25 protein-coding genes (1 of these 25 running past the window's edge) are annotated in these 26,131 nt (G+C 68.7%); 12 read left to right on the top strand and 13 right to left on the bottom strand.

Features of this window, described 5'->3' with window-relative positions; all coding sequences use genetic code 11:
- Nucleotides 1-2: 2 nt before the first annotated feature.
- Nucleotides 3-1,505 (bottom strand): efflux RND transporter periplasmic adaptor subunit, encoded by a 1,503-nt coding sequence (locus JC881_RS19125; RefSeq protein WP_233101895.1) that lies wholly within the window; start codon nt 1,503-1,505, stop codon nt 3-5.
- A gap of 249 nt (nt 1,506-1,754) precedes the next feature.
- On the opposite strand from JC881_RS19125, the gene JC881_RS19120 reads away from it, so the two are divergent.
- The 5 genes from JC881_RS19120 to JC881_RS19100 are packed head-to-tail and all read left to right on the top strand — an operon-like array spanning nt 1,755 to nt 5,513.
- On the top strand, nt 1,755-2,276 hold the full coding sequence (locus tag JC881_RS19120; protein ID WP_198787287.1) for a DUF6622 family protein: 522 nt from the start codon (nt 1,755-1,757) through the stop codon (nt 2,274-2,276).
- 45 nt (nt 2,277-2,321) lie between these two features.
- A complete protein-coding gene (locus JC881_RS19115; protein WP_198787286.1) occupies nt 2,322-3,269 on the top strand; it encodes a sterol desaturase family protein in 948 nt (315 codons plus the stop codon).
- Nucleotides 3,266-3,562: a 2TM domain-containing protein gene (locus JC881_RS19110; RefSeq protein ID WP_198787285.1), complete on the top strand. Its 297-nt coding sequence runs from the start codon at nt 3,266-3,268 to the stop codon at nt 3,560-3,562. The genes JC881_RS19115 and JC881_RS19110 overlap by 4 nt, the downstream gene beginning before the upstream one ends.
- Nucleotides 3,563-3,615: 53 nt before the next feature.
- A complete protein-coding gene (locus tag JC881_RS19105) occupies nt 3,616-4,656 on the top strand; it encodes a sensor histidine kinase (protein ID WP_198787380.1) in 1,041 nt (346 codons plus the stop codon).
- Between the two features lie 14 nt (nt 4,657-4,670).
- Nucleotides 4,671-5,513, top strand: a complete 843-nt coding sequence (locus JC881_RS19100; protein WP_198787284.1) for a LytR/AlgR family response regulator transcription factor — start codon at nt 4,671-4,673, stop codon at nt 5,511-5,513.
- Between the two features lie 81 nt (nt 5,514-5,594).
- On the opposite strand, the gene JC881_RS19095 is transcribed toward JC881_RS19100, so the two are convergent.
- Nucleotides 5,595-5,945 carry a hypothetical protein gene (locus tag JC881_RS19095; RefSeq protein ID WP_198787283.1) on the bottom strand — a complete coding sequence of 117 codons (351 nt, stop codon included), beginning with the start codon at nt 5,943-5,945 and terminating at the stop codon, nt 5,595-5,597.
- A gap of 148 nt (nt 5,946-6,093) precedes the next feature.
- On the opposite strand from JC881_RS19095, the gene JC881_RS19090 reads away from it, so the two are divergent.
- Nucleotides 6,094-7,908, top strand: a complete 1,815-nt coding sequence (locus tag JC881_RS19090) for a glutamine--tRNA ligase/YqeY domain fusion protein (RefSeq protein ID WP_198787282.1) — start codon at nt 6,094-6,096, stop codon at nt 7,906-7,908.
- A gap of 53 nt (nt 7,909-7,961) precedes the next feature.
- On the opposite strand, the gene JC881_RS19085 is transcribed toward JC881_RS19090, so the two are convergent.
- Nucleotides 7,962-8,264 carry a hypothetical protein gene (locus JC881_RS19085; RefSeq protein WP_198787281.1) on the bottom strand — a complete coding sequence of 101 codons (303 nt, stop codon included), beginning with the start codon at nt 8,262-8,264 and terminating at the stop codon, nt 7,962-7,964.
- A 302-nt stretch (nt 8,265-8,566) separates the two neighbouring features.
- Between JC881_RS19085 and JC881_RS19080 the strand changes: the two genes are divergently transcribed.
- The 5 genes from JC881_RS19080 to JC881_RS19060 all read left to right on the top strand — a co-directional run bounded on the left by JC881_RS19080 (nt 8,567) and on the right by JC881_RS19060 (nt 11,836).
- Nucleotides 8,567-9,115 carry a pseudouridine synthase gene (locus tag JC881_RS19080; RefSeq protein ID WP_198787280.1) on the top strand — a complete coding sequence of 183 codons (549 nt, stop codon included), beginning with the start codon at nt 8,567-8,569 and terminating at the stop codon, nt 9,113-9,115.
- A gap of 44 nt (nt 9,116-9,159) precedes the next feature.
- Nucleotides 9,160-10,068 carry a M23 family metallopeptidase gene (locus JC881_RS19075; protein ID WP_198787279.1) on the top strand — a complete coding sequence of 303 codons (909 nt, stop codon included), beginning with the start codon at nt 9,160-9,162 and terminating at the stop codon, nt 10,066-10,068.
- Between the two features lie 18 nt (nt 10,069-10,086).
- The gene (locus tag JC881_RS19070; protein ID WP_198787278.1) at nt 10,087-10,377 is read left to right on the top strand and encodes a nucleotidyltransferase family protein; all 291 of its coding nucleotides are present in this window, start codon (nt 10,087-10,089) and stop codon (nt 10,375-10,377) included.
- A 164-nt stretch (nt 10,378-10,541) separates the two neighbouring features.
- A complete protein-coding gene (locus tag JC881_RS19065; RefSeq protein WP_198787277.1) occupies nt 10,542-11,498 on the top strand; it encodes a restriction endonuclease in 957 nt (318 codons plus the stop codon).
- Nucleotides 11,499-11,512: 14 nt separating this feature from the next.
- Nucleotides 11,513-11,836 (top strand): hypothetical protein, encoded by a 324-nt coding sequence (locus JC881_RS19060; RefSeq protein ID WP_198787276.1) that lies wholly within the window; start codon nt 11,513-11,515, stop codon nt 11,834-11,836.
- Here the strand turns inward: JC881_RS19060 and JC881_RS19055 are convergent.
- The 5 genes from JC881_RS19055 to JC881_RS19035 all read right to left on the bottom strand — a co-directional run bounded on the left by JC881_RS19055 (nt 11,826) and on the right by JC881_RS19035 (nt 16,740).
- The gene (locus JC881_RS19055) at nt 11,826-12,233 is read right to left on the bottom strand and encodes a DoxX family protein (RefSeq protein ID WP_233101894.1); all 408 of its coding nucleotides are present in this window, start codon (nt 12,231-12,233) and stop codon (nt 11,826-11,828) included. The two genes, JC881_RS19060 and JC881_RS19055, sit on opposite strands and share 11 nt — an antisense overlap.
- A gap of 28 nt (nt 12,234-12,261) precedes the next feature.
- Nucleotides 12,262-13,197 (bottom strand): succinylglutamate desuccinylase/aspartoacylase domain-containing protein, encoded by a 936-nt coding sequence (locus JC881_RS19050; protein ID WP_198787275.1) that lies wholly within the window; start codon nt 13,195-13,197, stop codon nt 12,262-12,264.
- 164 nt (nt 13,198-13,361) lie between these two features.
- Nucleotides 13,362-14,339 carry an MBL fold metallo-hydrolase gene (locus JC881_RS19045; RefSeq protein ID WP_443083360.1) on the bottom strand — a complete coding sequence of 326 codons (978 nt, stop codon included), beginning with the start codon at nt 14,337-14,339 and terminating at the stop codon, nt 13,362-13,364.
- 82 nt (nt 14,340-14,421) lie between these two features.
- Nucleotides 14,422-15,624, bottom strand: a complete 1,203-nt coding sequence (locus JC881_RS19040; protein ID WP_198787273.1) for an ammonium transporter — start codon at nt 15,622-15,624, stop codon at nt 14,422-14,424.
- Between the two features lie 153 nt (nt 15,625-15,777).
- Complete coding sequence (locus JC881_RS19035; protein ID WP_198787272.1) at nt 15,778-16,740, bottom strand: LytTR family DNA-binding domain-containing protein; 963 nt, start codon at nt 16,738-16,740, stop codon at nt 15,778-15,780.
- Nucleotides 16,741-16,897: 157 nt separating this feature from the next.
- On the opposite strand from JC881_RS19035, the gene JC881_RS19030 reads away from it, so the two are divergent.
- Nucleotides 16,898-18,139, top strand: a complete 1,242-nt coding sequence (locus JC881_RS19030) for an acyltransferase family protein (RefSeq protein WP_233101893.1) — start codon at nt 16,898-16,900, stop codon at nt 18,137-18,139.
- On the opposite strand, the gene JC881_RS19025 is transcribed toward JC881_RS19030, so the two are convergent.
- The 5 genes in view from JC881_RS19025 to JC881_RS19005 are tightly spaced (at most 33 nt apart) and all read right to left on the bottom strand, a layout consistent with a single transcriptional unit that may run on beyond the window.
- The gene (locus tag JC881_RS19025; protein ID WP_198787271.1) at nt 18,100-20,313 is read right to left on the bottom strand and encodes a peptidase M50; all 2,214 of its coding nucleotides are present in this window, start codon (nt 20,311-20,313) and stop codon (nt 18,100-18,102) included. The genes JC881_RS19030 and JC881_RS19025 overlap by 40 nt on opposite strands.
- An 11-nt stretch (nt 20,314-20,324) precedes the next feature.
- Complete coding sequence (locus JC881_RS19020; RefSeq protein ID WP_198787270.1) at nt 20,325-21,719, bottom strand: efflux RND transporter periplasmic adaptor subunit; 1,395 nt, start codon at nt 21,717-21,719, stop codon at nt 20,325-20,327.
- Nucleotides 21,716-22,720, bottom strand: coding sequence for an efflux RND transporter periplasmic adaptor subunit (locus JC881_RS19015; RefSeq protein ID WP_198787269.1), 1,005 nt, complete (start codon nt 22,718-22,720; stop codon nt 21,716-21,718). Before JC881_RS19015 ends, JC881_RS19020 begins: the two co-directional genes overlap by 4 nt.
- 1 nt (nt 22,721) lies before the next feature.
- Nucleotides 22,722-24,320 (bottom strand): TolC family protein, encoded by a 1,599-nt coding sequence (locus JC881_RS19010; protein ID WP_198787268.1) that lies wholly within the window; start codon nt 24,318-24,320, stop codon nt 22,722-22,724.
- Between the two features lie 33 nt (nt 24,321-24,353).
- Nucleotides 24,354-26,131 carry the 3' end of a tandem-95 repeat protein gene (locus tag JC881_RS19005; protein ID WP_198787267.1) on the bottom strand. Its footprint extends 25,960 nt past the window's final position, so 1,778 of the gene's 27,738 nt are visible here — the last part of the coding sequence; its start codon lies off the right edge, out of view; it ends in the stop codon at nt 24,354-24,356.

Genomic DNA, 26,131 nt, shown 5'->3' with positions numbered 1-26,131 from the left:
CCTCAGCGTGCCGGGCCGTTGGCGGGCGTGGGCGGAACGGTCGGCGTGGCCGGGGGCACGGGCGCGCCGGCCGGCGGCGTGGCCGACTCGATCGGCTGGCTCGGCGGCGCGGCGCCTCCGCCCTCGGCTGCACCGGCACCGCCTTGCTGGCGCTGCCCGCCTTCCCTGTTGCCGCGCTCGCCCCGCCGCCCGCCTTCGCGGTTGCCGCGGCGCGCGCCCGATGCGGCGCCCGAAGCCGGCGTGGCCGGCCGGTCGGCCTGGGTCTGCACGCGGGCGCCGTCCTTCAGGCGGTCGCCGCCTTCGGTCACGACCTGCTCGCCGGCCTTCAGGCCCGACATGACGGCCACGTTGTCCACGCTCGATTCGCCGCGCGTCACGGGGCGTTGCGAGACGGTGTTGTCTTCGTTCACCACGTACACATAGTCGCCGTTGGGCCCGTGGCGCAGCGCCGTCACCGGCACTACCACCGCGCTGCTCACGGTGCGCAGCAGGAGCCGCAGGTTGACGAACTGGTTCGGGAACAGCGCGCCGTCGGCATTGGAGAAACGGGCCTTCGACTTGACGGTGCCGGTCTGCGTGTCGACCAGGTTGTCCAGCGTGGAGAACATGCCCCGGGCGAGCTGGCGCGTGCGGGTGCGGTCGAAGGCCGTGGCCTCCAGCTGCGCGCCCTGCGCGAGGCGCTCCTGCACTTCGGGCACGCGGTCTTGCGGCACCGAGAACTCGACGTCGATGGGCGCGATCTGCGTGATGACCGCCACGCCGCCGGTGGTGCCGGTGGAGATGTAGTTGCCAGCGTCCACCGGCCGCAAGCCGATGCGCCCGCTCACCGGCGCGGTGATGCGGCTCCAGGTGAGGTTCAGCCGTGCCGTGCCTTCGTTGGCGCGGTCGATGGCGACCGTGCCTTCGAGCTGCTTGACCAGCGCGGCCTGCGTGTCGACGTCCTGCCGGGCGATGGAGTCCTGGCCGAGCAGCGTCTGGTAGCGCTGCAGCGTGACGCGCGCCGCGGCCAGCTGGGCCTCGTCGCGCTGGCGTGCGCCGCTGGCCTGCGCCAGCGCGTTCTGGAACGGCGCCGGATCGATGGTGGCGAGCACCTCGCCCTTCTTGACCATCTGCCCTTCCTTGAAGAGCACCTCGGTGAGCACGCCCGAGACCTGCGGCTGCACCGTGACATTGGCCAGCGGGGTGACCGTGCCCAGCGCTTCGAGCTGCACCGGAATGTCGGCCTGCCGCGCAGTGGCGACGCCGACCGTGTTGGCGGCTGCACCGCCGCCACCGCCCCGCCCACCAGGACCGCCACCGCCCGCTCGCCCGGCGCCAGGGCCGCCCGGCCCGCCGGGGCCGGCCGCCGGCGCTTTCGAGCGCTGGATCAGGTACCACGCACCGCCGCCCAGGGCCACGAGCAGCGCCAGGGTCAACAGCCACCCCAGCCACCGCCGCCTGCGTACCGGAGGATGTGTCGGCGACACGGTGGGCGGCAGGGGCTCGGGGGGAGTTTTGGGGTCCATGGGATGCGTCGGGAGGGTGCGAAGGGTGCGGCCTAGAGTACAGCGCCGAATGGTAGTACCGCAGTTTGCTGTGCCGTAAAGCGGCGGTAAAGCTCGCGCCGGCGGCCGCAGTTCACGCTGTCCGCAGGCGCCTCGCGCCGTTCTCCTGCATTTCGTCGCATGGCGGTGGCCGCTGGCGCGGCGCGTCGGCACAGTCCGCCCATCGCTTCCCCGCTCACAACTCACATACCTTTCATCGGAGAACCCACCATGCTGCTGCAGATCCTTCTTCACACGCCCAAGTGGGTGTTCGCCGTCTTCGTGCTGCTCGTCTGGCTCGGCGCCAAGCAACTGCTCTCGAACAGCGTGAGCCTCACCCGCGTCACGCTGATGCCCATTGTCATGGGCGGCCTGTCGGTCTTCGGCGTGCTCTCGGCCTTCGGCGATTCGCTGGGCGCCCTGTTGGGCTGGGCGGCTGCGGCCGCGGTGCTGATGGCGCTGGTGCTGCAGCGTCCCCTGCCGGCCACAACCCGCTTCGACGCGGCGGCCCGCACGTTTCATGTGGCCGGGAGCGCCGTGCCGCTCGCGCTCATGATGGGCATCTTCCTGACCAAGTATGTCGTGGGCGCCTCGCTCGCCATGCACCCCGAGCTGCGCCAACAGGCGGTCTTCGCCCTGGCCATCCCGACGCTCTACGGTGCCTTCAGCGGCATCTTCGCGGCCCGCGCCGTGCGGCTGTGGAAGCTGGCGATCGCCACCGACGCTGTCGCCACCGGCGTGCGCGCGGCCTAAGATCCAAGCCCCAGCCCCGCGCGCCCAGCCTCGCCAGGAACCGCCATGACCGTGCTCTTTCTGCTCCTCAAGATCTCCGTCACGGTGGTGCTGGTCGCCTCGGTCCTCGAGGCGCTGGTGCTCTCCTGGCGCAACGGCTGGGCCAGCTACGACTGGAAGGCGGCCGGCGTCTCGGTGTTCGACTTTCTGGTGCGCGAATACCCGCTGCGCTGGCTGCTGCCGGTGGCCTTCTGGAGCGGCGCGATGGACTGGTTCTGGAACCATCGCCTCTTCACCCTGCCGATGGACCACTGGAGCGGCTGGGTCGCCTGCTTCATCGGCCAGGAGTTCTGCTACTACTGGTACCACCGCGCGGCCCACCGGGTGCGCTGGTTCTGGTGCACCCACGCCATCCACCATTCGCCGAACCAGCTGAACCTGTCGGCCGCCTACCGCTTCGGCTGGACCGGCCGCCTCACCGGCACGCTGCTGTTCTTCATGCTGGCGCCGCTGCTGGGCATGCCGCCCAAGGTGATCCTGCTGATGCTCACGCTGAACCTGCTCTACCAGTTCTGGATTCATGCGACGTGGATTCCGCGCCTGGGGCCCCTCGAATGGGTGTTCAACACGCCCTCGGCGCACCGCGTGCACCACGCCTCGAACCTGGAATACCTGGACGGCAACTACGGCGGCGTGCTCACCGTGTTCGACCGCCTCTTCGGCACCTACATTCCCGAGCGCGCCGACCTTCCCTGCCGCTACGGGCTGGTGAACCCGATCACCTCGCACAACATCCTGGAGATCGAGTTCACCCACTGGCGCGCGCTCCTGCGCGACCTGCGCTCGGCGCGCTCGGTGCGTGCGTTCGTGGGCTATCTGGTCAAGCCACCGGGCTGGCGGCCGGATGGGCCCGGTGATACCACCGAAGAGCTGCGGCAACGCGCGGCGCTCCGCCCCGCAACGCCGCCTTCGGCACCCGATTTCATTCCCGTTCAAATCAAGGAGTTGTCATGAACACCACCACCTCCAACGCTTCGCAGCCCAACCTGGAGAAGCTCGCCCGCCGCCGCGCCGGCGCCAAGATGGGCTGGTACATCCACGCCTTCGTCTACGTGCTGGTCAACCTCGGGCTGGTCACGCTGTCGGCCGCCAACGGCCGCACCTGGGCGATGTACCCGCTGATGGGCTGGGGCCTGGGCCTCGTCATCCACGGCGCGGTGATCTGGTTCCTCGCGCCCGGCGGCGGGTTCTACGACCGGCTGGTTGCACGCGAGCGCCGCGCGCTGGGCGCCGGGGACCACCGTTGAGCCAGGGCCAGGCCACAGCCAGCCCCCGGTTCCGCCCCGAGAACCTGCGGGACATGCTGCGGCATGGCCTGATCACCGCCGTCTTCTGCTGCCTCATCGCCACCGCCATGACCCTGACCGACCACGGCAACGGCAGCTGGGCCGACCACCTGGTCTATTCGCTGGCCATCGGGATGATCAGTTGGCTGTGCATCGACGCCGGCCGGCTCGTGCTGACCGGGCACCGCGAAATGCTGTGGCCGCACGGCCTCAGAGGCATCGCCCTGGTGGCCACGGGCGTGACCATCGGCTTCGTGCTGGGCAACCTGATCGGCGACGCGTGGAGCGGCGCGCCGCGGTTCGACTTTCTCGATTTCGCCGGGCACAAGCTGATGACGGGCATCGTCATCACGCTCGCCACCAGCACCGGCGTGTGCTATTTCTTCTTCAGCCTGGGCAAGAGCAAGCACATGCGAAGCCAGCTCGATTTGGCGCAGCGCGACGCGACCGAGGCGCGGCTCAAGCTGCTGGAGACGCAGCTGGAGCCGCACATGCTGTTCAACACGCTGGCGAACCTGCGGGTGCTGATCACCCTCGATCCGCCGCGCGCAGTGGCGATGCTCGACCGGCTCAACAGCTACCTGCGCATGACGCTGAGCGGCTCGCGCGCGCTGGCGCATCCGCTGTCGGCCGAGTTCGATCGGCTCGCTGACTACCTCGAACTGATGTCGGTGCGCATGGGCGAGCGCCTGCGCTACACGCTCGATCTGCCCGAGGACCTCCGCGACATTCCCGTGCCGCCGCTGCTCTTGCAGCCGCTGGTGGAAAACAGCATCCGCCATGGGCTGGAGCCCAAGGTCGAGGGCGGCGAGATCGCCGTGCGCGCGCGCAGGAACGGGGACCGGCTGGTCATCGAAGTGAACGACACCGGCGTCGGGCCCGATGCGGCGTTGCCCTCTGACGCTGAGGAAGGCGGCAGCGGCTTCGGGCTCGAACAGGTGCGCGAGCGACTGGCCACCGTGTTCGGCGCGCAGAGCGAGATGCGCCTTGCGGCGGCACCGGCCGGCGGAACCTGCGCGACGCTGAGCTTTCCGCTGCCTGCGACGGCCCCTTGAATGCGATGACAACCATGAACCCCACCGCACTGATCGCCGAAGACGAGCCGCTTCTGGCGCAAGCCCTCAAGGCCGAGCTGGCCGCCGCATGGCCCGGGTTGCAGATCGTCGCCATCGCCGGCGACGGCCGCAGCGCGGTGCGCGAGGCGCTGCGCCTCTTGCCGCAGGTGCTGTTTTTCGACATCCGCATGCCGGGTCTCGACGGCCTGGGCGCCGCCGCCGAACTGGCCGACAGCTGGCCCACCGACGAGGCGCCGATGCCGCAGCTGGTGTTCGTCACCGCCTACGACGAATACGCCGCGCGCGCCTTCGAGGCGCAGGCGATTGACTATGTGCTCAAGCCCGTGCAGCCCGAGCGGTTGCGCAAGACCGTAGCGCGGCTGCAGCAGGCGCTGGCGGCGCGGCAGCCTTCGGCGTCCGCTTCGCCCGCCGTGGCCGGTGAGGCGCTCGAGCAAACCCTTGCGCAGTGGCGCCAGGTGCTCGCAGCAGCCGGCGCCGGTAGTGCCTTGCCTGCAGCCGCGCCCGCACCGCTGCGGATGATTGCCGCCAGCGATGCCGGCGGCACGACCGTGCGCATGGTGCCGATCGACGAGGTGCTGTATTTCGAGGCGGCCGACAAATACCTGCGCGTGCTTACCGCCACGCACGAATACCTGATCCGCACACCCCTCAAGCAGTTGCTGACCCAGCTCGACGCCGACACCTTCTGGCAGGTGCATCGGGCGGTGGTGGTGCGCAGCGCGGTCATCGAATCGGTGCACCGCGACGAGGCCGGCAAGCTGCATCTCATGCTGCGCGGGCGGGCCGAGAAGATTCCGGTCAGCCGGCTCTACGCGCATCTTTTTCGCGCGATGTGAAATTCACCCGGCGAGCGTCCATGAAAAAGCCGGCCCTTTGGAGGCCGGCTTTTTTCATTCAGTCACGAATCGTGTGGCGATTTAGCGCCAGTGGCCATGACGGTGACCACCGCGGTAGTAGCCACCGCCGTAGTAGCGGGGACCGTAGTAAGCCGGCGGGCCGTAATAGACCGGGGCCGGACGGTAGTACACCGGCGGCGGCGGACGGTAGTAGACCGGCGGCGGTGCGTAGTACACGGGGGCCGGCGGTGCGTAGACCGGTGCCGGGTAGTAGGCGGGACCGCCCACGCCGACCGCCACGCCCGGCAGGCCGACACCGACCGACCAGCTCACGTCGCTGCGCGCGCTGGCCGAGGTGGCTGCAAACAATGCCCCGGCTGCCACGACACCCGCGGCGGCCCATTTGAAGAAGGTGGAACGTGTGAGGCTCATGATGTTGACTCCTTGTTTCGGAGGGCTGCGTCCGGGTCTGGACCGCCCTTGTGTGTATTGAACGCGGCAATTGCAAACGGGGTGCACTGGCCATTGTGAAGAACGTTGCCAAAGGTAACCCGCAGGGGGTGCCCTCTAGAATGAAGCAATGACCTCCCCGACCGACAAAAGCGGCGCCAAAACGGCCGCTGCACCGAGCAATTTCCTGCGCCACGTGATCGAGAACGACCTCGCACAGGGCGCGTATTCTGGCCGCAAATGGGGCGGCTCCCCCGGCAACGCCGCCCACCACGCCCAGGGCATGACCGACCCCGCCAAGGTGCGCCTTCGCTTTCCGCCCGAGCCCAACGGCTACCTGCACATCGGCCACGCCAAGAGCATCTGGCTGAACTTCGAGCTGGCCCGCGAATACGGCGGCGTGAGCCACCTGCGCTTTGACGACACCAACCCCGAAAAAGAAGAGCAGGAATACGTCGACTCCATCCGCGACGCCGTGAAGTGGCTCGGCTACGAGACCTACCTGGCCGACCGCCCTAGCGCCCCCGGCACCCTGCAGCCGCACGAGTACTTCGCGAGCAACTACTTCGACTTCATGTACGAAGCGGCCGAGTACCTCGTCGGCGCGGGCCTCGCCTACGTGGACGAGCAAAGCCCCGAGGCCATGCGCGCCAACCGCGGCGACTTCAACACCCCCGGCACCGACAGCCCCTTCCGCAGCCGCACACCCGAAGAAAACCTCGCCCGCTTTCGCGAAATGCGCGACGGCAAACTCGACGACGGCGCCGCCATCCTGCGCGCGAAGATCGACATGGCGAGCCCCAACATCAACATGCGCGACCCGGCGCTCTACCGCATCCGCCGGGCCACGCACCACAACACCGGCGACAAGTGGTGCATCTACCCGATGTACACCTACGCGCACCCGATCGAAGACGCGCTGGAGCAGATCACTCACTCCATCTGCACCCTCGAATTCGAAGACCAGCGCCCTTTCTACGACTGGCTGCTCGACCGCCTGGCCGAAGGCGGCCTCATCGCCAGCCCTCACCCGCGCCAGTACGAATTCGCGCGCCTGAACGTCACCCACGTGATGACCAGCAAGCGCAAGCTGCGCCAGCTGGTCGAGGAAGGCCACGTCGACGGCTGGGACGACCCCCGCATGCCCACCATCGCGGGCCTGCGCCGCCGCGGCTACACGCCCGAGGCGCTGCGCCTGTTCTGCGAGCGCAGCGGCACCACCAAGTCGGGCGGCTGGATCGACTACGCGAGCCTCGAAGCGGCGCTGCGCGACAGCCTCGACCCGATCGCCCCGCGCGCCATGGCCGTGCTCGACCCGGTCAAGCTGGTGATCACGAACTGGGGCGAGCTCATGGGCGGCGACGAGGTTCTGGACGACTGCTCCGCCCCCGTGCACCCGCACCACCCCGAGATGGGCAAGCGCGAGTTCAAGCTCGGCCGCGATGTGTGGATCGAGCGCACCGACTACGAGGACGTGCAGCCCAAGGGCTTTTTCCGCCTGTTCCCGGGCAACAAGGTGCGCCTGAAGTACGGCCACGTCATCGAATGCACCGGCGCCACGCGCGATGCCGACGGCAAGCTCCTCGAAGTGCAGGCCATGCTGGTGCCGGACACCAAGAGCGGCACGCCTGGGGCGGACGCGGTCAAGGTGAAGGGAACGATCACTTGGGTGGCCGCGGCGGATGCGGTGCAGGCCGAGGTCCGGTTGTACGAGCGGCTGTTCGCGGCGGCGAATCCGGGGAGCGGGGAGTTGCTGGACGAGCTGAACAAGCAGAGCCTGGAGATCTGCTCGGCGTTTGTGGAGCCTTCATTGGCGACAGCGGAAGCCGGCGTCGGGATTCAGTTCGAGCGGCATGGGTACTTCGTGGTGGATACGAAGACGGATGCGGCGGGCAAGCGGGTGTTCAATCGCGCCGCTGGCATGCGGGACAGCTGGGGCAAGTAACCCGCCCCCTCCTCTGCACAAAGCCGGGGCCGCAATGGCCCCGGCTTTTTCATTCATTCAGGCCGCTTGTAGACCACGCCCAGCACCGCGCTGTTCTCGTCCGTCGTGCACACCGCCGAGCGGCCTTGCGGCCCGACCTTGAGATTGATCGTGTAGACGCCATCGCGCGGCGTCGAGCCGCTGTCCACCGCGATGCTGCCCGCCGGCAACCGCAGTTCGCGCGCCGCTGCAGTCACGCAGTTCTTGACGCTCGCATCGGGCGCACCGCCGACGCGAATGGATGTGCTGCTGCACCCGACCGTTAGAAGGCCCGCGCTTGTCAGGGCCGCGATGTAGATGAAGCTTCGCATGAACATTTCAGCAGTCCTTTTGTCGGCTCAATATTCTGGATTAGGACGAACTAAACAACGGCGCGTGGCAGGACAGTCCCCCTCCTTCATGTGGCCCGTTGCCGGCTTCTGAATCTGGGTGCAGTTTCCAGCGCCAGGATTTTGATAACTCATTGACGTCAAAAGATTTTCCGTATGAATTTGGATTTATGAGAATTGCACGGAAGCCTCAGTCCCCATAATCGTCAAACGGCTCACAAGCGGATGCCGAAACTGGTGCGAGACTACTTGCCGCAGTTGGCCAATGCGCCACACGACGCCCAGCGCCCATGACCTTGCCATCCTCTTCCCGTCTGATCCGCTTCAACAAGCCCTACGGCGTCCTGAGCCAGTTCACCCCCGAGGGCCGCTGGCGCGGACTCAAGGACTTCATCGACATCCCCGACGTCTACGTCGCCGGCCGCCTCGATGCCGACAGCGAGGGCCTGCTGCTCCTCACCAACGACGGCCAGCTTCAGGCGCGCATCGCCGATCCGCGCTTCAAGATGGAGAAAACCTATTGGGTGCAGATCGAAGGCGTGCCGACCGAAGAGGCGCTCGCGAGGTTGCGCGAGGGCGTGCAACTCAACGACGGCCTCACGCGCCCCGCCCGCGCCCGCCTGCTCGACCCGCCGCCCGACGTGTGGCCGCGCCAACCGCCCATCCGCGAGCGCAAGAGCATTCCGACCGCATGGATCGAACTCGCAATCAGCGAAGGCCGCAACCGCCAGGTGCGGCGCATGACCGCCGCTGTCGGACTGCCCACGCTTCGCCTGATCCGCGCCGCCATCGGGCCGCACACGCTCGATGGATTGGCGCCCGGCACCTGGCGCGAATAGCGCGGCCGCGCGACGTCACAGAACCTGTTTCATTCGAACTCTTCATGCACAGCATCCAAACCACCTCGCTCGACCTCCTCACCCCCGCATTGAATCGCCGCAGCGCATTGCTCGGCACGCTGGGCCTGCTCGCGCTGCCCGCAACGAACGCCCTCGCTGCCGCGCCCGCGAAGTCGAAGCAACCGCACCCCGATGTCTGGCCGCACGCATCCCAGGTACCGGGCGGCGTGGCGCGCCTCTCGCTCGGCCCGAGCGCCAAGCGCCCGGCCGCCTTCGCAGGCGACGTGCCCTTGCTCGTGCTGGGCGACGCCATCGAGTGGACCGCGCTGGTCGGCATCCCGCTCGCGGCCACGCCCGGCGACGCGAGCATCACGGTGCGCGCCGGCAACGGCAGCGAACGACAGGTCGCCTACGCGGTGGCCGACAAGAAATACCGCGAGCAGCGCCTGACCGTGGCGCCGCGCACGGTCGATCTCTCGCCCGAGGACGAAGCGCGCTACGTGCGCGAACGCGATCACCTCACTGGCGTGATGGCCACGCTCACCGACCTCCGGCCCGATGCGTCGCTGCAGATGCGCGTGCCCGTGCCGGGCCGCCGCTCCAGCTCGTTCGGCCTGCGCCGCGTGTTCAACGGGCAGTCGCGCAATCCGCACAGCGGGATGGACATCGCGGCCGGCACGGGCACGCCGGTGCTGGCGCCGCTGCCGGGGCGGGTGATCGATACGGGGGACTATTTCTTCAACGGCGGCACGGTGTGGCTCGACCATGGGGGCGGGCTGCTGACGATGTATTGCCATTTGAGCCGGGTGGATGTGAAGGTGGGGGATGTGTTGAAGACCGGGGAGCAACTGGCTGCGGTGGGGGCGACTGGCCGTGTGACGGGGCCGCATCTACATTGGTCCGTGATGTTGAACCGGGCGATGGTGGATCCGGCGCTGTTCGTCGCGGCTTGAGATCAGGCAAGCCCGCGCATGCGCCCTTCCGAAGCTCTGTCCCGACACAGGTCTCGCATCCTTGAAATAGCCAAGCATCATCACGTCAGCAACGTGCGCGTGTTCGGCTCGGTGATGCGTGGAGAAGACGGCCCGGGCAGCAATCTAGACCTGCTCGTCGAACCCACGACACAAACCACGTACATGGACATCGGCGCCATCCGGCATGAACTGAAGAATCTGCTGGGAATGCAAGTCGACGTCCTCACGCCCAATGGACTGCCGCTTCGCTATCGCGACCAAGTGCTTCGTGAGGCCGTTCCGGTCTGAGCCGGAACGATCTGCGCCGCGTGACGACAAGGATCTCGGCGGCATGCTGATCCGCGCCATGGTCGATCCCGCGCTGTTCGTCGCGGCTTGAGTACTCACCCTGAGTTCCGAATTCCCCTCGCCTCCTAAACTCGCGCTACTCAAACAAGGGGCGGGTGGGTGCGATGGCCAAACAGACAAGAGCCGGGCGGCGCCGTGAGCGCGCACGGAATGAACTGGCAGGCAAGGGGTGGACGGTCATCATCGTCGGCGTCCTGCTGCTTGTGGGCCCGAGCTTCATGCAGGGCTCCATCGTCGGCACGCTCGGCCCGGCACTTCGACCGGCTGGTTGGGGGGCGCTGACGGTTGGCATGGTGTTGCTGGTGCTGCATTACTTTCTCGCCCGCAAGGCAGCGATCCCGGAGATCCCGGGCAAGGAGCGCGTTGCGCAGCAGTCGCCCGTCGCCACGGTCGCCCAACCCACGCCACCGCCTTCTGTCCAGCGGCGGGAACCCGCCTTTGCTTCAACGCCATCCGAACCGAAGCGCCCGCCTCCAGAATCCTCACCGCAGCACGTGCAGCAATGGAGTCCCGCCGTACTCGCGGCGATCGAATGGCGCCGCTTCGAAGCTGTGTGCGAAGCGCTCTACGCACAGGCCGGTTTCACCACGCGCAGCCAATCGCACGGCGCGGATGGCGGGATCGACATCTGGCTTCACTCCAAGCACAGCGACGTGCCGCGCATCGTTCAATGCAAGCACTGGCAAAGCAAGCCCGTAGGCGTGAAGGAAATGCGTGAGTTCCTTGGCGTGATGGCGTCGCACCAGTTGAAGAGCGGCACCTACGTGACGAGCTCGACCTTCTCCGCCGATGCCGCGGCATTCGCCAAGGCAAACGGCATCCACGCGCAGGACGGCACCGCCCTGCTCAAGCTCATCGGCCAACGCACGCCCGAGCAACAGGCCGCATTGCTCGCCGTGGCTTACGAAGGCGAATACTGGCGGCCCACCTGCGCAAGCTGCGGCACGAAGATGGTCGAGAAAAACTCGTCCAAAAATGAAGGCAGCTTCTGGGGTTGCGCCAACTATCCGAAATGCCGAGGCAGGACGATTCCGAAGGCCAAGGCATCTGCAACGGTCTGATCGCGAGGCACGCCATGACGGATCAACTGCTGTTCACCGAAGCCTGCCTCGACGCAACCTTCCCCCGCGCCACCCGCCGCGAAACCATCGACATCCTCAACACCCGCCTGCACCCCGCCCTGCAGAAAATCCTCGCCGCCGAAGTCGCCTCAGGCAACCGCGTCGTCGACGTCGGCATCGACTGGCCCGATGCGGGCTCGGTGCATGTCACCATGCACCACCACTTCGACAACCGCCACGCAAACGCCGAAGCCGTCTTCAGCCTCTGCGACGACCCGCACTACTGGCACGCCGACTACAGCACCACCAGCAAGCCGACGCACCTGCTCATCTGCTGAACGTCTTCTTCGGCCACGCCGACGTGCTCCACGCGATGAGCGCCAGCAGCGCCGCCTGCACCGGCAGCCGCACCACCAGCGCCCAATACGGCACGCTCGGAAAAAGCTCCGGCCGCTGCAGCATGTAGAAATGCGCGGGCGTCACGGCCAGCGTCAGCAAGAAAAGGCCGATGCCCGCAGCGCGCCGCGTCGGCCGCCACAGCAGGCCGGCCGCGCCCAGCAGCTCGAACACGCCGCTCACCAGCACGGCCGCGCGCGGCCAGGGGATGTACGGCGGCACGATGCGCATCTCCGCCTCGGTCGCCACGAAGTGCGCAACGCCGCCGAGGGCGAACCACAGGAAGACGAAGACCAGGCCCGCCACGCGCCAGCGACTCAGGGCGGGCGCGGCACTCATCGGCGGGCCACCAGCACCAGCCTCGTCATCAGATCGGCTTGGTCAGATACAGCGCCTCGCGCCCCACGATCACGCGCTGCGCGGGCATGAAGATCGTGCAGTCGTCGCACGGCGCGCGGATCTCGTCCGGGCCGTTGGTCGCGATCAGCTCGTCCTTGGCAAAGGTCTCGAAGCCGATCAGCGGCCGCACGAACGCGAAGTCCTCCGACTTGATGACGTGCGTCTGCAGCAGCTGAAAGCGCCGCTGCGGCTCGGGTGCCGGCGTGGCCGGGTCCTTGTCGACGAGCCCGAAGTACGAAAGGAAGTCGTAGGTGACCGCGGTCGCCAGCACCGATGCCGAGCGCAGGAAGTGCTGGCCGCACTCGACCACCATCGCCACGCCCTTGCCGTCCGGGCCGCCGTGGCTGCCGTACTGGATCAGCGGCGTGCCCGAGCCCAGGCCGTCGGGCATCACCAGGTGCACCGACGGGCGGCCGATGGCCAGCGCCACCTGGGCGTTGCGCTCGAACGCCGGGTAGACCCAGAACGGCACGACCGGTTGGCTGGTCGAATGGATGTCCAGGATGTGGTCGGCGGCGTCCACCACCGGCCGCAGGATGCGCGCGCGGCGCAGCTCGGGGCTGTCCTCGGCGCCGTCCAGCCACTCGGGCGACCAGATGCGGTTCAGGTTGTGCACGATCTGGCGGCTGTCGTAAGGGGACTCTTCCTTGAACGACTCGTAGGCGTCGATGTTGGCGAAGGCCACGGTGAGCGTGCCGATCCTGGGGCGCACGCCGTTGTCCAGCAGGTGGGTGGCGGCGGTCATGCCGCAGATTTCGTTGCCGTGCGTGAGTGCGTTGATCAGCACGTGCGGTCCGGGCTTGCCGGACTCGAAGCGGTGCACGTAGTCGATGCCGACGTTGCCTTGGCGGTAGGCGGAGAGGTCGCGGGGGAGGACTTCGAGGGCGGGGGGAGATTGGGTCATGGGGCTGTGGGCGTTGGAGCGATGCGGTCGGGCGAGTTTGCTACAGGCTGAATATCTGTGCTTTCCCGCCCTCGCGAGCCGCCCTCCGCCGCCCCGCCTCGCCCCGATAAATACGCTTCAAAAATGAAGCGTATCCAGCCCGAATACGCTTCAGATCACCCGGCTCAGCGCACCTGCTGGTAATCCACAGGCACCCACACATACCCCGAGCCCTCGGCCCTGATGCGCCCCAGCCCCGGGAACGGCAGGTGCGCGCTGCCCACCAGGTACCGCCCCTTGGCCGCGTCGGCATACGCCTTCTTGCGCTCGACCGCGGCGGTCTTGGAATCGGTGTCGAACGAGATGGTCACCTGCGGCTGCACGAACTGCACCGCGGCCACGTGCATCAGGTCGCCCCACAGCACGAGCTTCTGGCCCTTGGACTCGAGCACGTAGGTGTTGTGGCCGGGCGTGTGGCCGTGGGCGGCGACGGCCTTGATGCCGGGCACGAGGTCGGCGCCCTCTTTCAGGGGCGCGAACTTGCCGGCCTCGACGTAGGGGTTCAGCGACGCCTGCGCGCCCTGGAAGAAGCCCTTCATCTCGGGCGTGGCCTTCTCCAGGTTGGCCTTGCTGAGCCAGAAGTCGGCGTCTTCCTGGCCGGCGTGGATCGTGGCGTTGGGAAAGGCCAGCTTGCCGTCGACGATGAGGCCGCCCACATGGTCGCCGTGCATGTGGGTGATGAACACGTCGTCGATCTGCTCGGGCTTGTAGCCGGAGGCCAGCAGGTTGTTGCGCAGGTTGCCCAGCGTGGGGCCGAAGAGCGAGCCGGCGCCGGTGTCGATCAGCACCAGCTTGCTGCCGGTGTTCACCAGGTAGCTGTTCACCGAGGTGGGCACCAGGTCCTTCTTGAAGGAGCGGTCCAGCAGCTTGCCGACCTGCGCCTGCGTGGTGTTGGTCAGGAGCTTTTTCACCTCCAGCTCGATGGTGCCGTCGAAGAGCGCGGTGACCTCGAAGTCGCCGAGCATCATGCGGTAGAAGCCTGGGGCCTGGGTCTTGATCTGGGGGGCTCCGGCGTGCGCCGCGAACGAAAGCATCAGCACGCTGCCTGCCACTGCGGCGAGGCCGCGGCGCAGCCAGTGGGTGGGGTGGGTCATGTGGGTCATGGGTCTTCCTTCTCCGGCTTGTCTTAGAGGGGGCGAAGAATAGCCCAAACCCCGCGCGCGCTCCCTCTCTCTTTTGGCGCGGTCACCAGTTCACTTCGCGCTCCGGCGTGGCCGAGATGTGGTGGATCGACAGGTCGGCGCCGTCGTATTCCTCTTCTTGCGTCAGGCGCAGGCCCATCGTGGCCTTGAGCACGCCGTACACCGCCGCGCCCGCCAGGGCCGCCCACACCACGCCCATCAACGTGCCCATGAGCTGCGCCCACACGTTCACCCCGCCGATGCCGCCCAGCGCCTGCGTGCCGAAGATGCCGGCCGCGATGCCGCCCCAGGTGCCGCACAGGCCGTGCAGCGGCCAGACGCCCAGCACGTCGTCGATCTTCCATTTGTTCTGCGTGAGCGTGAACATGAAGACGAAGATCGCGCCCGCCACGCCGCCCACCACCAGCGCGCCCAGCGGGTGCATGAGGTCGGAGCCGGCGCATACGGCCACCAGCCCCGCGAGCGGGCCGTTGTAGACGAAGCCCGGGTCGTTCTTGCCCATGGCCAGCGCCACCAGCGTGCCGCCGACCATCGCCATGAGCGAGTTGACGGCCACCAGGCCCGAGATCTTGTCGATGCTCTGCGCGCTCATCACGTTGAAGCCGAACCAGCCCACGCACAGCACCCACGCCCCGAGCGCGAGGAACGGAATGTTCGAGGGCGGATGCGCGCTCAGCGAGCCGTCGCCCCGGTAGCGGTTGCGCCGCGCGCCCAGGAGGATGACCGCCGGCAGCGCCAGCCAGCCGCCCACCGCATGCACCACCACCGAGCCCGCGAAGTCATGGAACTCGTGGCCCGTGACCGAGGCGATCCACGCCTGGATGCCGAAGGCCTTGTTCCACGCGATGCCCTCGAAGAGCGGATACACCACGCCCACGATCACCGCCGTGGCGATGAGTTGCGGCCAGAACTTGGCGCGCTCGGCGATGCCGCCCGAAATGATGGCCGGAATGGCCGCGGCGAAAGTCAGCAGGAAGAAGAACTTCACCAGCTCGTAGCCGCTCCTGGCGGCCAGCTCGGTCGCGCCCACGAAGAAGTGCGTTCCGTAGGCCACGCCGTAGCCCACCAGGAAATACACGATGGTCGAGACCGAGAAGTCGACCAGGATTTTCACCAGCGCATTGACCTGGTTCTTCTTGCGCACGGTGCCCAGTTCCAGGAAGGCGAAACCGGCATGCATGGCCAACACCATGATGGCGCCGAGAAGGATGAACAGCGCATCTGCGCCCTGTTTGAGTGCGTCCATGGGAGCTTCTTGCAGTTTTTGGTTTGAATTGGTGCATCGCATCCGGATTGCCCGGCGCGATGGTGCAAGGAAGCAAAAATGGTGCCTGAAGGCTCTTTGATGGTGCGAAATGGGCCATAACGGCGCGCTCGCGCACCGGAACAGGCTGCTTTTTCAGCCCGTCGAGCCCGCGCCGGCCCGCAGCGCGTCGCGGTACCGGCGGCTGCAGGGCACGGTGGTGCCGTCGTGCATGTGCAGGCGGGCGTCGCCCCCGTCCAGCGGCTCGATTTCCTTGATGCGCGCGAGGTTCACCGCATGGCTTCGGTGCACGCGCACGAACCGGGCGGGGTCCAGTTGGGCGAGGAAATCGGTGAGCGTGGCGCGCAGCAGGTAGTCGTGGCCGTTGACGTGCAGGCCGACGTAGTTGCCCTCGGCCTGGAGCCAGTCGATGTCGGTGGCGGCGATCAGGAATTCGCGGCGCAGCTTGCGCACGAGAAAGCGCTCCGGCCGGGCCGGCGGGGGTGGCGGCGGGGGCGGTTCTTCGGGTGCGGGCGGCGCATCGTCGGCCGGAGCCGATGGCGGCGGAGGCGGTGCCTCGGGCGGATCGGAAACCCCCGCCTCCGGCGCATCGAGCACCCGCGCCTCGCCCTGCAAGCGCAGCATGAAGAGCCGGTACGCCCAGATCCCGAAGACGATCGAGACGTAGACCCGCACGTCCTTCAGGTACTCGTAGCCCCACTGGCCGGTCCAGCCGCCGAACTCGTAGCGGCCGCCGGCCAGGGCGTAGACCAGCGAGCGCACCGCGAACATGCCCGCCACGTGCACCACGCTGATGGCCACGCTGGCCAGCAAGTGCCCGGCCACGAAGCGCACCCAGCGCCCGGCCATGAGCGGCGCCAGCCGGCGCTCGATGGCCACGAACACCGGAATCAGCATCAGCAGCACGAGGTGGCTCGATCCCTCCCACGTGACGATTTCCCAGGTCGCGCGCGGCACCGCGCGGTTGCGGGCATCGACCACCGCGACCATGGTGCTGAACACCGCTTGCAGCGCCATCAGCACGATCCAGAAGCCCGCTTCCACGTAGCGGCGGATGGGTTCGTAGCGCTCGTACAGGTTCCGGTGGGACGCGTTCATGCCCGGGATTCTCGCCATCCGCGCGGCGCCGGGGCGAATTTCGTCCCACCGGGGCCACCGCTCGTCACAAAGCCCGGGCCATCCGTCCCGCGGGCGCCCCGCCGGGCCGCGCCGGGCCACACGATGGCCGCTCTTTCCCTGTTTCGAGGACCCTGAAATGAACCTCCCGACTTCCCAGCCGCCGCTCTCCGACGGCCACCGGCGCCACGACATCGATGCGCTGCGCGCCCTCGCCTTCCTCTTCGTCATCCTCTATCACGTGGCCATGTACTACGTGGCCGACTGGCCCTGGCACCTGAAAAGCCCGCACGCGGCCGAATGGCTGCAGTGGCCGATGCGGGTGCTGAACCTCTGGCGCATGGACCTGGTGTTCTTGATCTCCGGCGTGTCGCTCGGCTTTCTCGCGCGCCACCAGGGCACCGGCGCGTTGCTGCGCAGCCGCGGCGCCCGGCTGATGCTGCCGCTGGTGTTCGGAATGATGGTGATCGTGCCGTACCAGGCCTATGCGCAGGGCGTGGCCAACGGGCTGGTCGCGCCGGGCTTGGGCGCCTTCCTGCTGCGGTACCTGTCGATGGCCGAGCCGTGGCCAAAGCGCGCGTTCGACGGCGCGGAGTTCGGCATGACCTGGAACCACCTCTGGTACCTGCCCTATCTCTTTGCGTACACCGCGCTGGTTGCGCTGACGCTGCCGCTGTGGCAATCGCCGGCCGGCCAGTGGGTGCGGCGCCGCTTCAACGCGCTGCGCGGCTGGAAGTTGCTGCTCCTGCCGGTGCTGCCGCTTCTGGCGTGGACCGCGCTGCTCGCCCCGCACTTTCCGCCCACGCACAACCTGGTGCGCGATTTCTACCTGCACGCCATCTACCTCACCGTGTTCCTCTACGGCTACTGGATGGGCGTGGACACGGGCATCTGGAAGGAGTTGGAGCGCCTGCGCCGGGTGTCGCTGGTGCTGGCCGTGGCGGCGATCGGCGCGTTCATCGCGCTGCGCATCGGCGCCAGGGGCTCGGCGCCGGGCCTCCTCATGGACCTGCTGCGCACCGCCTACATGTGGCTGGCCATCGCCACGATCCTGGGCCACGGCCACCGCCACCTGAACCACCCGTGGCCGTGGCTTCGCTGGGCCAACGAGTCGGTGTACCCGTGGTACGTGCTGCACCAGACGCTGATCATCGTGGCCGTCGTCTGGCTCGCGCCGCTGGCACTGGGCCCGGTGCTGGAGCCCGTGCTGATCCTGGCGGCCACCATCGGCGGCTGCTGGCTGCTGACCGACGGGCTCGTGCGCCGCGTGCGCTGGCTGCGGCCGCTGTTCGGGCTCACGCGCCGCGCACGCCACACGCGCACGGCGCCGCAAGCGCCGGATCAGAGCCCGCTTTCCCTCGCCAGCACGCGCAGCACCTGACGCGCCACCTTGGCGAACAGGCTCTCGCCGCGCGCATCCATCGTCACCACGCCGCGCACGATCTGCTGGATCTGCTGGGCGTGCGCGCCGTCGTCACGCTCCGCACGCACCGGGCGCATCAGCAGCGGGTACTGGCTCAGGTTCGGCACGGCCTTGCCCTTGTCCGTCACGTTGACGGCGATCGGCCCGCCGTTCACCGACTGCAGGTAGGCCGAGTCGATGTCTTCCGCGGCCACGGCCGAGACGCCCACCAGCGCCACCTTGAAGCTGGCCTGCCGCGGATCGTCGGGCACGAAGCGGCCTTCGGCGCCGTCGCGCAGCCGCCAGGCGTGCTGGCCCTCGACGTAGCCGCGCAGGTCCTGCGCGCCGCGCTCGTCGACGATGCGCGCCAGCAGTTGCTTGCCGGTGATCCAGCGCGACGCATGCAGCTCGGCGTCCAGGTCCACCGCGATGCCCGCGAACGGGGCCTTCACCTGCAGCAGCGCGCGGCGCTTTGCCAGGCCGCTCAGGTTCTCCTGCTCGGCGACCACGCCACGCAGCAGCTCCTGCGTCTGCGCGCGGTCGATGCGGTCGGCCACCGAGCGCGCGAGCCGCGCCTGCAGCAATGCGAGGCGGATGCGCGCCTCGCGCTGCTCCTGTTCGAGCATCGGCGAATGCAGCGTGACAAGCACCTGCCCCTCGCGCACCTGCGCGCCCGGCCGCACATGCAGCTCGGCGATCTGCGAGGCCTCGGGCGCGAAGATCGGCTCCTCGCGCGTGGCGCCCAGCACGGCCGGCACCTTCACACTCAGGTCCAGCGGCAGGAACACCGCGATGAGCGCGATCGCCAGCAGCGAGAACGTCAGCACGCTGCGCGGCTTGCGCGCGATCGCGCCGCGCATTGCCCACCAATGTTTGATTTCGCGCCAGATGGGCATGACGATGAACCAGCAGATCTCGACGGCGAACAGGAAGATGCCCGCCGCCTTGAAGAAGAAGTGATAGACGACCAGGGCGATGCCCAGGAACAGGAAGAGCCGGTAGAGCCAGGTGGCCCAGGCGAAGAACGCGAACATCCGCGCGACGCGCGGCGTCACCGGCTCGGGCATCGGCGCGCCCAGGCCGAACAGCCACTCGCGCATCTTCCATTGCCCGAAGGCCTGCGAGCGGCTGCTCAGGTTGGGCACGCCCAGCATGTCCGACATGAAGTAGTAGCCGTCGAAGCGCATGAACGGGCTCAGGTTGATCGCCAGCGTGCTGATCCAGCTGGTGGTGGCGATCACGAAGGCGGCGCTGCGCACCGGCCCGTCGGGCAGGAACGCCCACAGCAGCGTCGCGATGCTCGCCAGGCACAGCTCGGTGATCACGCCCGCGCCGTCGACCAGAAGCCGTTCCTTCCGCGAGCGCAGCTTCCAGGTGTCGGTGGTGTCGGTGTAGAGCACCGGCACCATCACCAGGAACGAGACGCCCATCGTCGGCACGCGGCAGCCGTAGCGGGTGGCCGTGTAGGCGTGGCCCAGCTCGTGCAGCGTCTTGGTGAAGGCCAGGCTCAGCCCGTACACCGCCAGCCCCTTGAGCGAGAAGAAGTACGGAAAGGTGTGCAGGAATTCGTCCCACTGCCGCGACACGAAATACAGCCCCACGAGGCCCGTGAGCACGATGCAGAACACGAAGGTGCGCGTGAAGAGCGGCGCCACCCAGTGCACCGTGCGCTTCAAGAACCGGTCGGGCTTCACCAGCGGCACGCGGATGAAGAGGTAATGGTGCAGCAGCCACTGCCACCACGATTGCTTGTGCGCCTGGGCCTGCGCGTGCAGGCTTTTCACCGCATCGCCCAGCGGCGCGCGCACGAGGCTGTTGGCCAGCAGAAACTGCAGCAGCGCCTTGATGGCGCCCGGGTCGGGCTCCGCGCCCTGCTGCTGCACGAAGAGCCGCCGCATCTCCTTGACGGTGCCGCCGCGCCAGGCGGACAGCATCGCGAGCTCGGCCTGGCCGATCTGGAAGTAGGCGTGCCGCACGGGGTCGAAGATGCTCCAGCTGGGCGCGCCGTCCAGCAGCGGCGAACTGCGGTCGAAGCGCAACTCCTCGCGCAGCTCGGGCAGGTACGCATCGTCGGGCAGATCGCCCGGCGGTGGCGGTGGCGGTGCCGGCTGCAGCACCGCTCCCGGTCCCGGCATGAGTTCCTCGATGCCCATCGCCCGCTCCGCTACCAGCCCACGGTCTGCCGCAGCACCGTGATCGGCCTGCGCAGCACATAGAAGAGAAGCGGCACCTTGCCGCCGTACACCTGCGCGGTGCCGCGCGTGCCGATGCGCAGGTTCTTCAGCGCCGCGCCGTCGTCGGCGCGGGCCACGAGGCGAAAGGCCAGGTTGTTGTTCTCGGTCTTCTCGGCCTGGTAGCCGGCGCGCAGCAGCTGCGCGTCGATGGGCCGCAGCGGGTCGCTGTCCAGGTAGATCTTCACGCGCGCGCCGTCCTCGATCAGGAGGCTGTCCTGCACCGGCAGGAAGATGCTGAACTCGATGCGCTCGGGGTTGGCGATCTTCATGATCTGCTGGCCCGTCTCCACCGGCCGGCCCTGCCAGTCGCGGCGGTCCGAATACACCGCGATGCCATCGACCGGCGCGCTCAGCACCGACTTGGCCATGAGGTCGCGCGCGTAGTCGTACTGCGCGGTGGCCAGCTCCAGCTCGGCCTTGTTGATGGCCACCTCGCGGTTGGCATCGGCGCTGTCGATGGCCGCCTGCGAGGTGCTCGCGAAGCGCGCGGTGGCCACCTGCATCTTGCGCTGCGCGAGCTCCAGTTCGTTGCGCAGCTTGGTGTCCTCGAAGCGCAGGATCGGCTGGCCGGCCTTCACCGGCGAATTGGGCGGCACGAGAATTTCGGCCACCACGCCGGTCAGCGGCGCGGCGATCACCGACGGATCGGCCGCGGCCACCTCCATCGGCGCGAGCGCGCTCATCGACACCGGAAAGATGCAGGCCAGCAGCAGCGCCGCGGCCACGAGCCAGCGCGTCTTGCGGTCGAAGCGCCAGCGCTGCCAGGCGCGCTGCGGCCCGGCCAGCGCGCCCCAGGCGTGCGAATAGGTTTCGGCCAGCCGCGCGGCGATCTTCTGCTGCGGCTCGGTCCACGGCTCGCCCGCGAACAGCAGCGCGCCGCCCAGCGCCTGGCCTTCGTGGATGCGCATCGGCAGCCACAGCGCGTGCCCGAACGGATAGCTGGCCGCATCGCGGTCGTCGGCATCCACGTAGGCCTCGCGGCCGAAGGCCAGCGGCTGGTCGGTGCGCGATGCCTCCGGGGGCAGGCTCGCGACCACCCGTTCGATCCAGCGGATGAGCGGCACGTTGCGGTCCACTGCGGCGAGGCTGGAGACGCCCGTCACCTGGAAGCCCGCGTCCGCATGGCGCCGGCGCAGCGCGAAGGCCTGGCGGAACGGCAGGATGCGCTTGGTCTCGTTGAGCAGATGAAAGAGCAGTTCCTTTTCGGTCTGCTGCCGCCGGATCTCCGCTTCGAGTTCGAGCAGCACCAGCGTGCCGTCGCGAAAACGCGGCGTGGCGTCCACCACGCGGGCGCCTTGTTGTCCGTCCTTGGGTACCGGCGTCATGGCCTGGCCTGCGCGTTCGATTGCAGCGCGGGGTTCTGCGGAAACTCCGCGCTGCCGCTCATGCCGGGCAGCACGTTGTCGCGGTTGCCCGTGAAGACGCCGACCACGCGCACCGTCTGGCTCACCGGATCGACGGAGGCGCCCAGCCGCGCGACCTTGCCCTCGTAGCTTCGCGCGGTCTCATCGATGCGAAAGCGGAAGGGGCTGCCCGGCTGCAGCCAGCTGAGCCAGGCCGAGGGCGCGATGAGGTGCATCTCCAGCTCGCTGTCGTTGAGCACGCGCGTCAGTTCCTTGCCCGCCGCCGCGTTCTCGTGCAGGTGCGAGATGTTCTCCACCACGATGCCCGAGAACGGCGCGGTGATGGTGCAGTCGCGCATCTGCGCCTCGAGCGCGCCGGCCTCGGCGCCGCTCTGCTCGGCCTTGGCCTTGGCGATCTGCACGTCGGTCTTGCCGATGGCGTTGTACTTGTCCAGCTCCTGGCTCTGGCGCAGCACCTGGTTGCTCGCGCGGTTGGCGGCCCAGGCGGCGTTGGCCTCGGCGCGGATGCGCGTGCAATCGAAGGCCACGAGCACCACGCCCTTCTGGAAGCGCTCGCCTTCGCGGTAGGGCATCTGCGCGATGCGCCCGGCGATCTTGGCGGAGAACAGCACCTCGTCCTTGGGCTTGATCACGCCGCGCACGGCGGTGGCGTCGGGCCGGGGCGGGGCGGCGCCGGCAGGCAGCACCGCGGCGACGTCGGCCGAAGGTGTGGGCGTGGATGCCGATGCGGGTGCCGAGGCAGGCGCTGCCGGAGCCGCGGCCACCGGTGCAGGTGCAGGTGCAGGTGCAGGTGCCGGTGCGGACACCGGTGCCGCCGACGGCGCATTGCGTTTCCTCTCGCCTCCCAGGTACCCCCAGGCGATCGCCGCCAGCGCGACCACGAAGGCCGCGCCGATGACCAGCGTGCGCACTGGCACGCCCGCCGGCCGCGGATTCGATGGGGCGTCGCGTTCTTCGCTCATGTCATGAACTGGCCGTGCAGGCGGTGGCACTGGCGGCGCTGGCGGCCCCGGTCACGTCCTGCCGGCTCTGCCAGAGCCGCTGCAGGCCGCCGGCCAGGTCCTTCACCGAATCGCGGCTGCTCACCTCGGGCGTGAAGCTATCGAGGCCGATCGAGCTGTAGACGTTCGCGAAGGCGTTCTGCATGTCCGCATACGCGAGGTCGTAGCGCACCTCGGCGAGCAGCCCGTTCATCTCCTCGCGGATCAGGCGCTGGCGGCTCTCCTGCTTCGCCTTGAAGGCCGAGCGGATCTGGTCGTTGATGCCCGTCTGCACCTGCGAGTAGCGGCTGGCCGTCATGAGCGACTGGCGCGCGAAGGCGAACTGCGCGCGGCTCACATGCACCTGCGTCATCACGGCCATGGTGAGCGCGCGTTCGCGCTCGCCCAGCCAGTCGGTCTGCGCCTCGATCACGCGCTTGTCGGCCGGGTAGCGGAACACGCTCAGCAAGTTCCAGCTCGCGCGCACGCCCACGCCCGACCAGTTGCTGTTGTAGAGGAAGCTGTTGGAGTCGTAGTTGGTGCCGATGAAGGCGCGCAGGCTCGGCAGGTTGCGCAGCAATGCCACCGTGCCGTCGCGCTCGTTGATGCGAAGGCGGTAGGCAATGTCGCGCAGCTCCGAGCGGTTTTCCAGCGCGGTGCGGATCATCGCTTCGCCCGAGAGGCAGAAGTCGGTCGAAATCGCCGTGCGCACCGGCAGCGCGAGCTTGAAATCGGTGCCGGGCGCGAGGTTCATGAGCGCGGCGAGCTGCGCCTTGGCGATCACCAGCTCGCGCTGCAGCGCCTGGATCTGGCGCTCCACGTCGATCAGGTCGCGCTGGTAGGTGAGCGCGGCCAGCGGGCTCGCGGTGCGGCGGCGCGCGATTTCTTCCGAGTCGCCGAGCGCGGAGTTGACGTCGCCCGAGAGCTGCACGAGCTTGGCGATCAGCCGCTCGGCGCTCACGGCGCGCCAGTAGGCGGTGCGCACGTCTTCCACCATGCGGCTGGCCACCTTGCGGCGGCTCTCCAGCGAAATCAGGCGCTGGTCCGCGGCCTGCCGCGCGCGGGCGTACGAGACGCCGAAGTCCAGCACGTCCCAGCTCAGGCTCAGGTCGGCCGCGGTGGTCTGGCGCTCCACCGAGGTCGAGGGCTCCAGCGACTGGCGACCGCTCAGCAGAGACCGGCTGCTCGCGCCGCTGTCGTTGCTGCGCGAGTTGTAGCCGGCGTTGGCCACCAGCTGCGGCAGCATGTCGAAGCGCGTGCGGTCCAGCTCCTGGCCGCGCACCGCCTCTTCCATCATCGCGACCTTGTAGTCGAGGTTGTATTTCAGCGCGCGCGCCATGGCCTCGTACAGGCTGACCTCGCCGGCCACCGGCTCCTGGTTCGCGGTGAGGCTGGCCACGTTGCGGTCCACGCGCAGGCGAAGCTGGTCCTGCGTGAAGGGCTCGGGCGTCACGCTGCAGCCGGCCAGCAGCGCGGCGACCGCGGCGGTGCACAGCGTCGAGACGGCGGGCAGGCGAACGCGCGAGCCTGAGCGGGAAAGCGAACGCGACGGCGCGCGGGTTGCTGGTCGATTCGATGGCATCTCAAACATCTTTCTCTTTCTTGTTTCAAGGTGTCAGGGATTGACGGGTACGGGAGGAATCTGCGTGCGCAGCGCGGCGGCCAGCTGGTCGGTCTCGGCGAAGGACTGGCCCACGTGGAAGGCGATCTGCTCGCTGAAGGTCAGCGCATCGACGTCCAGCTGCAGCATCGCCGCGCCCCTGGCCGCTGACGGCACCGCGCGCGTGGCATCTGCGGGCACCGGCGCATCGCCGTCGTTGGCCGCCGCGCGCTCACCGGAGAGCACGACATCGCTGCCGGCGCGCGTGGCGTCCAGGATGCGGGCATCGGCCTGCGCGGTGAACAGCGCCTGCACCGGGTCGCGCAGCTGGAAGCGCTGCTGCAGGTGCTCGGCCAGGTCGAGGATCGGCGTGGCCGTGTCAAGCGGCTTGGTGCCGTCGAGCGTGCGGATGCCGTCCACCGCCGAGCGCACCGGCTGCTGCGCATCGAGCGCGGCGGTGCCGTGCAGCGAACGGATGCCGTTGACCGCCTCGATGATGTGCGCCGGGGCGTACATCGGGCGGAGACCGCGGTCCTTCGTGTCTGCTTCGCCGCGGGGGTCGCGGCCGCCTTGCAGCCAGATCGGCTGACCCGTCGCCAGCAACTGCTCCACGTCCGCGCCGCCAGAAGTCGCCGGCGGCACCGGCGCGGGGGCGGCCGTGACCACGAGGCCCACGGTGCCGGTCGCCTCGGCGCCCGCGCTGTCGGCCACGGTGTACGAGAAGCTCGGCGTGCCGGTGAAGCCCGCGTTCGGCACGAAGGTGAGCGTGCCGTTCGCGTTGAGCGTGACGCGCCCGCCCTCCACCGCCACCGAGCCGCCCGGCGCGATCGCCACGCCGTCGATGGCGCGCACGGTAAGCGCATCGCCGTCGGCATCGGTGTCGTTGCCCAGCACGTCGATGGTCACGGCGGCGCCGGCCGGCGCGATGGCCGCATCGGGCCGCGCGACCGGCGCGTCGTTCACCGGCGTGACGCTGACCGGCACGGTCACCACGAGCGTGCCGCCGCGGCCGTCCGAGACCTCGACGGTGAAGCTGTCGGCGCCGTTGAAATCGGGCGCCGGCGTGTAGACGTAGCTGCCGTCGGGATTGATCACCAGCGTGCCGTGCGCCGGCCCCTGGGTGACCGTGTAGCCGAGCGCATCGCCGTCGGGGTCGGCCGCCTGCACCGTGCCGGCGAGCGGCGTGTCTTCGGCGGTGACGGTGCCGGTGGGCGGCGCGACGAGCACGGGCGCGTCGTTGACCGGCGCGATGTCCAGGCGCAGCGTGTTGGGCGCGGCGTCGAACGCGCCGGCCGTGTCCTGCACCGTGAAGCGCAGGCTCGCGTAGCCCGTGCCGTTGCCGTTGGCGCCCGGCACGAAGGTGAGCCGGCCGGCCGCGATGTCGGCCGCCGAGACCAGCTGGCCCGCGCTCACCGCCACGCCGTTCAGCAGCAGCGTGCCGTTGGCCGGCAGCGCATCGATGCGCACCGCGGCCAGCCCCTGGCCCGCGTCGGGGTCGGTGAACGGGAAGTTCGCGGGCGTTAGCACGAGCGGCGTGTCCTCGGTGCCGTTCGCCGTGGCGTCCGCGCCCTCGGGCGGCGTGTTGTTGCCCACGGTGACGGTCAGCACCGCGGTGTCGGTGCCGCCCTTGCCGTCGCTCACGGTGTAGGTGATCTGCACCTGGCCGGTCACGCCGGCGGCGGGCGTGAAATCGATCGTGCCGTCCGGGTTCACGTTGACCGCGCCGAGGCCCGGGGCGACGGTGGCGCCGGTCACGGTGAGCGTGTCGCCGTCGGCATCGGTGTCGTTGCCCA

The organism is Variovorax sp. IB41 (assembly GCF_016405905.1).
Classification (GTDB): Bacteria; Pseudomonadota; Gammaproteobacteria; order Burkholderiales; family Burkholderiaceae_C; genus Variovorax.
The sequence above is the reverse complement of the archived record's forward strand: the minus strand, read 5'-3'. Positions and strand labels throughout refer to the sequence as shown.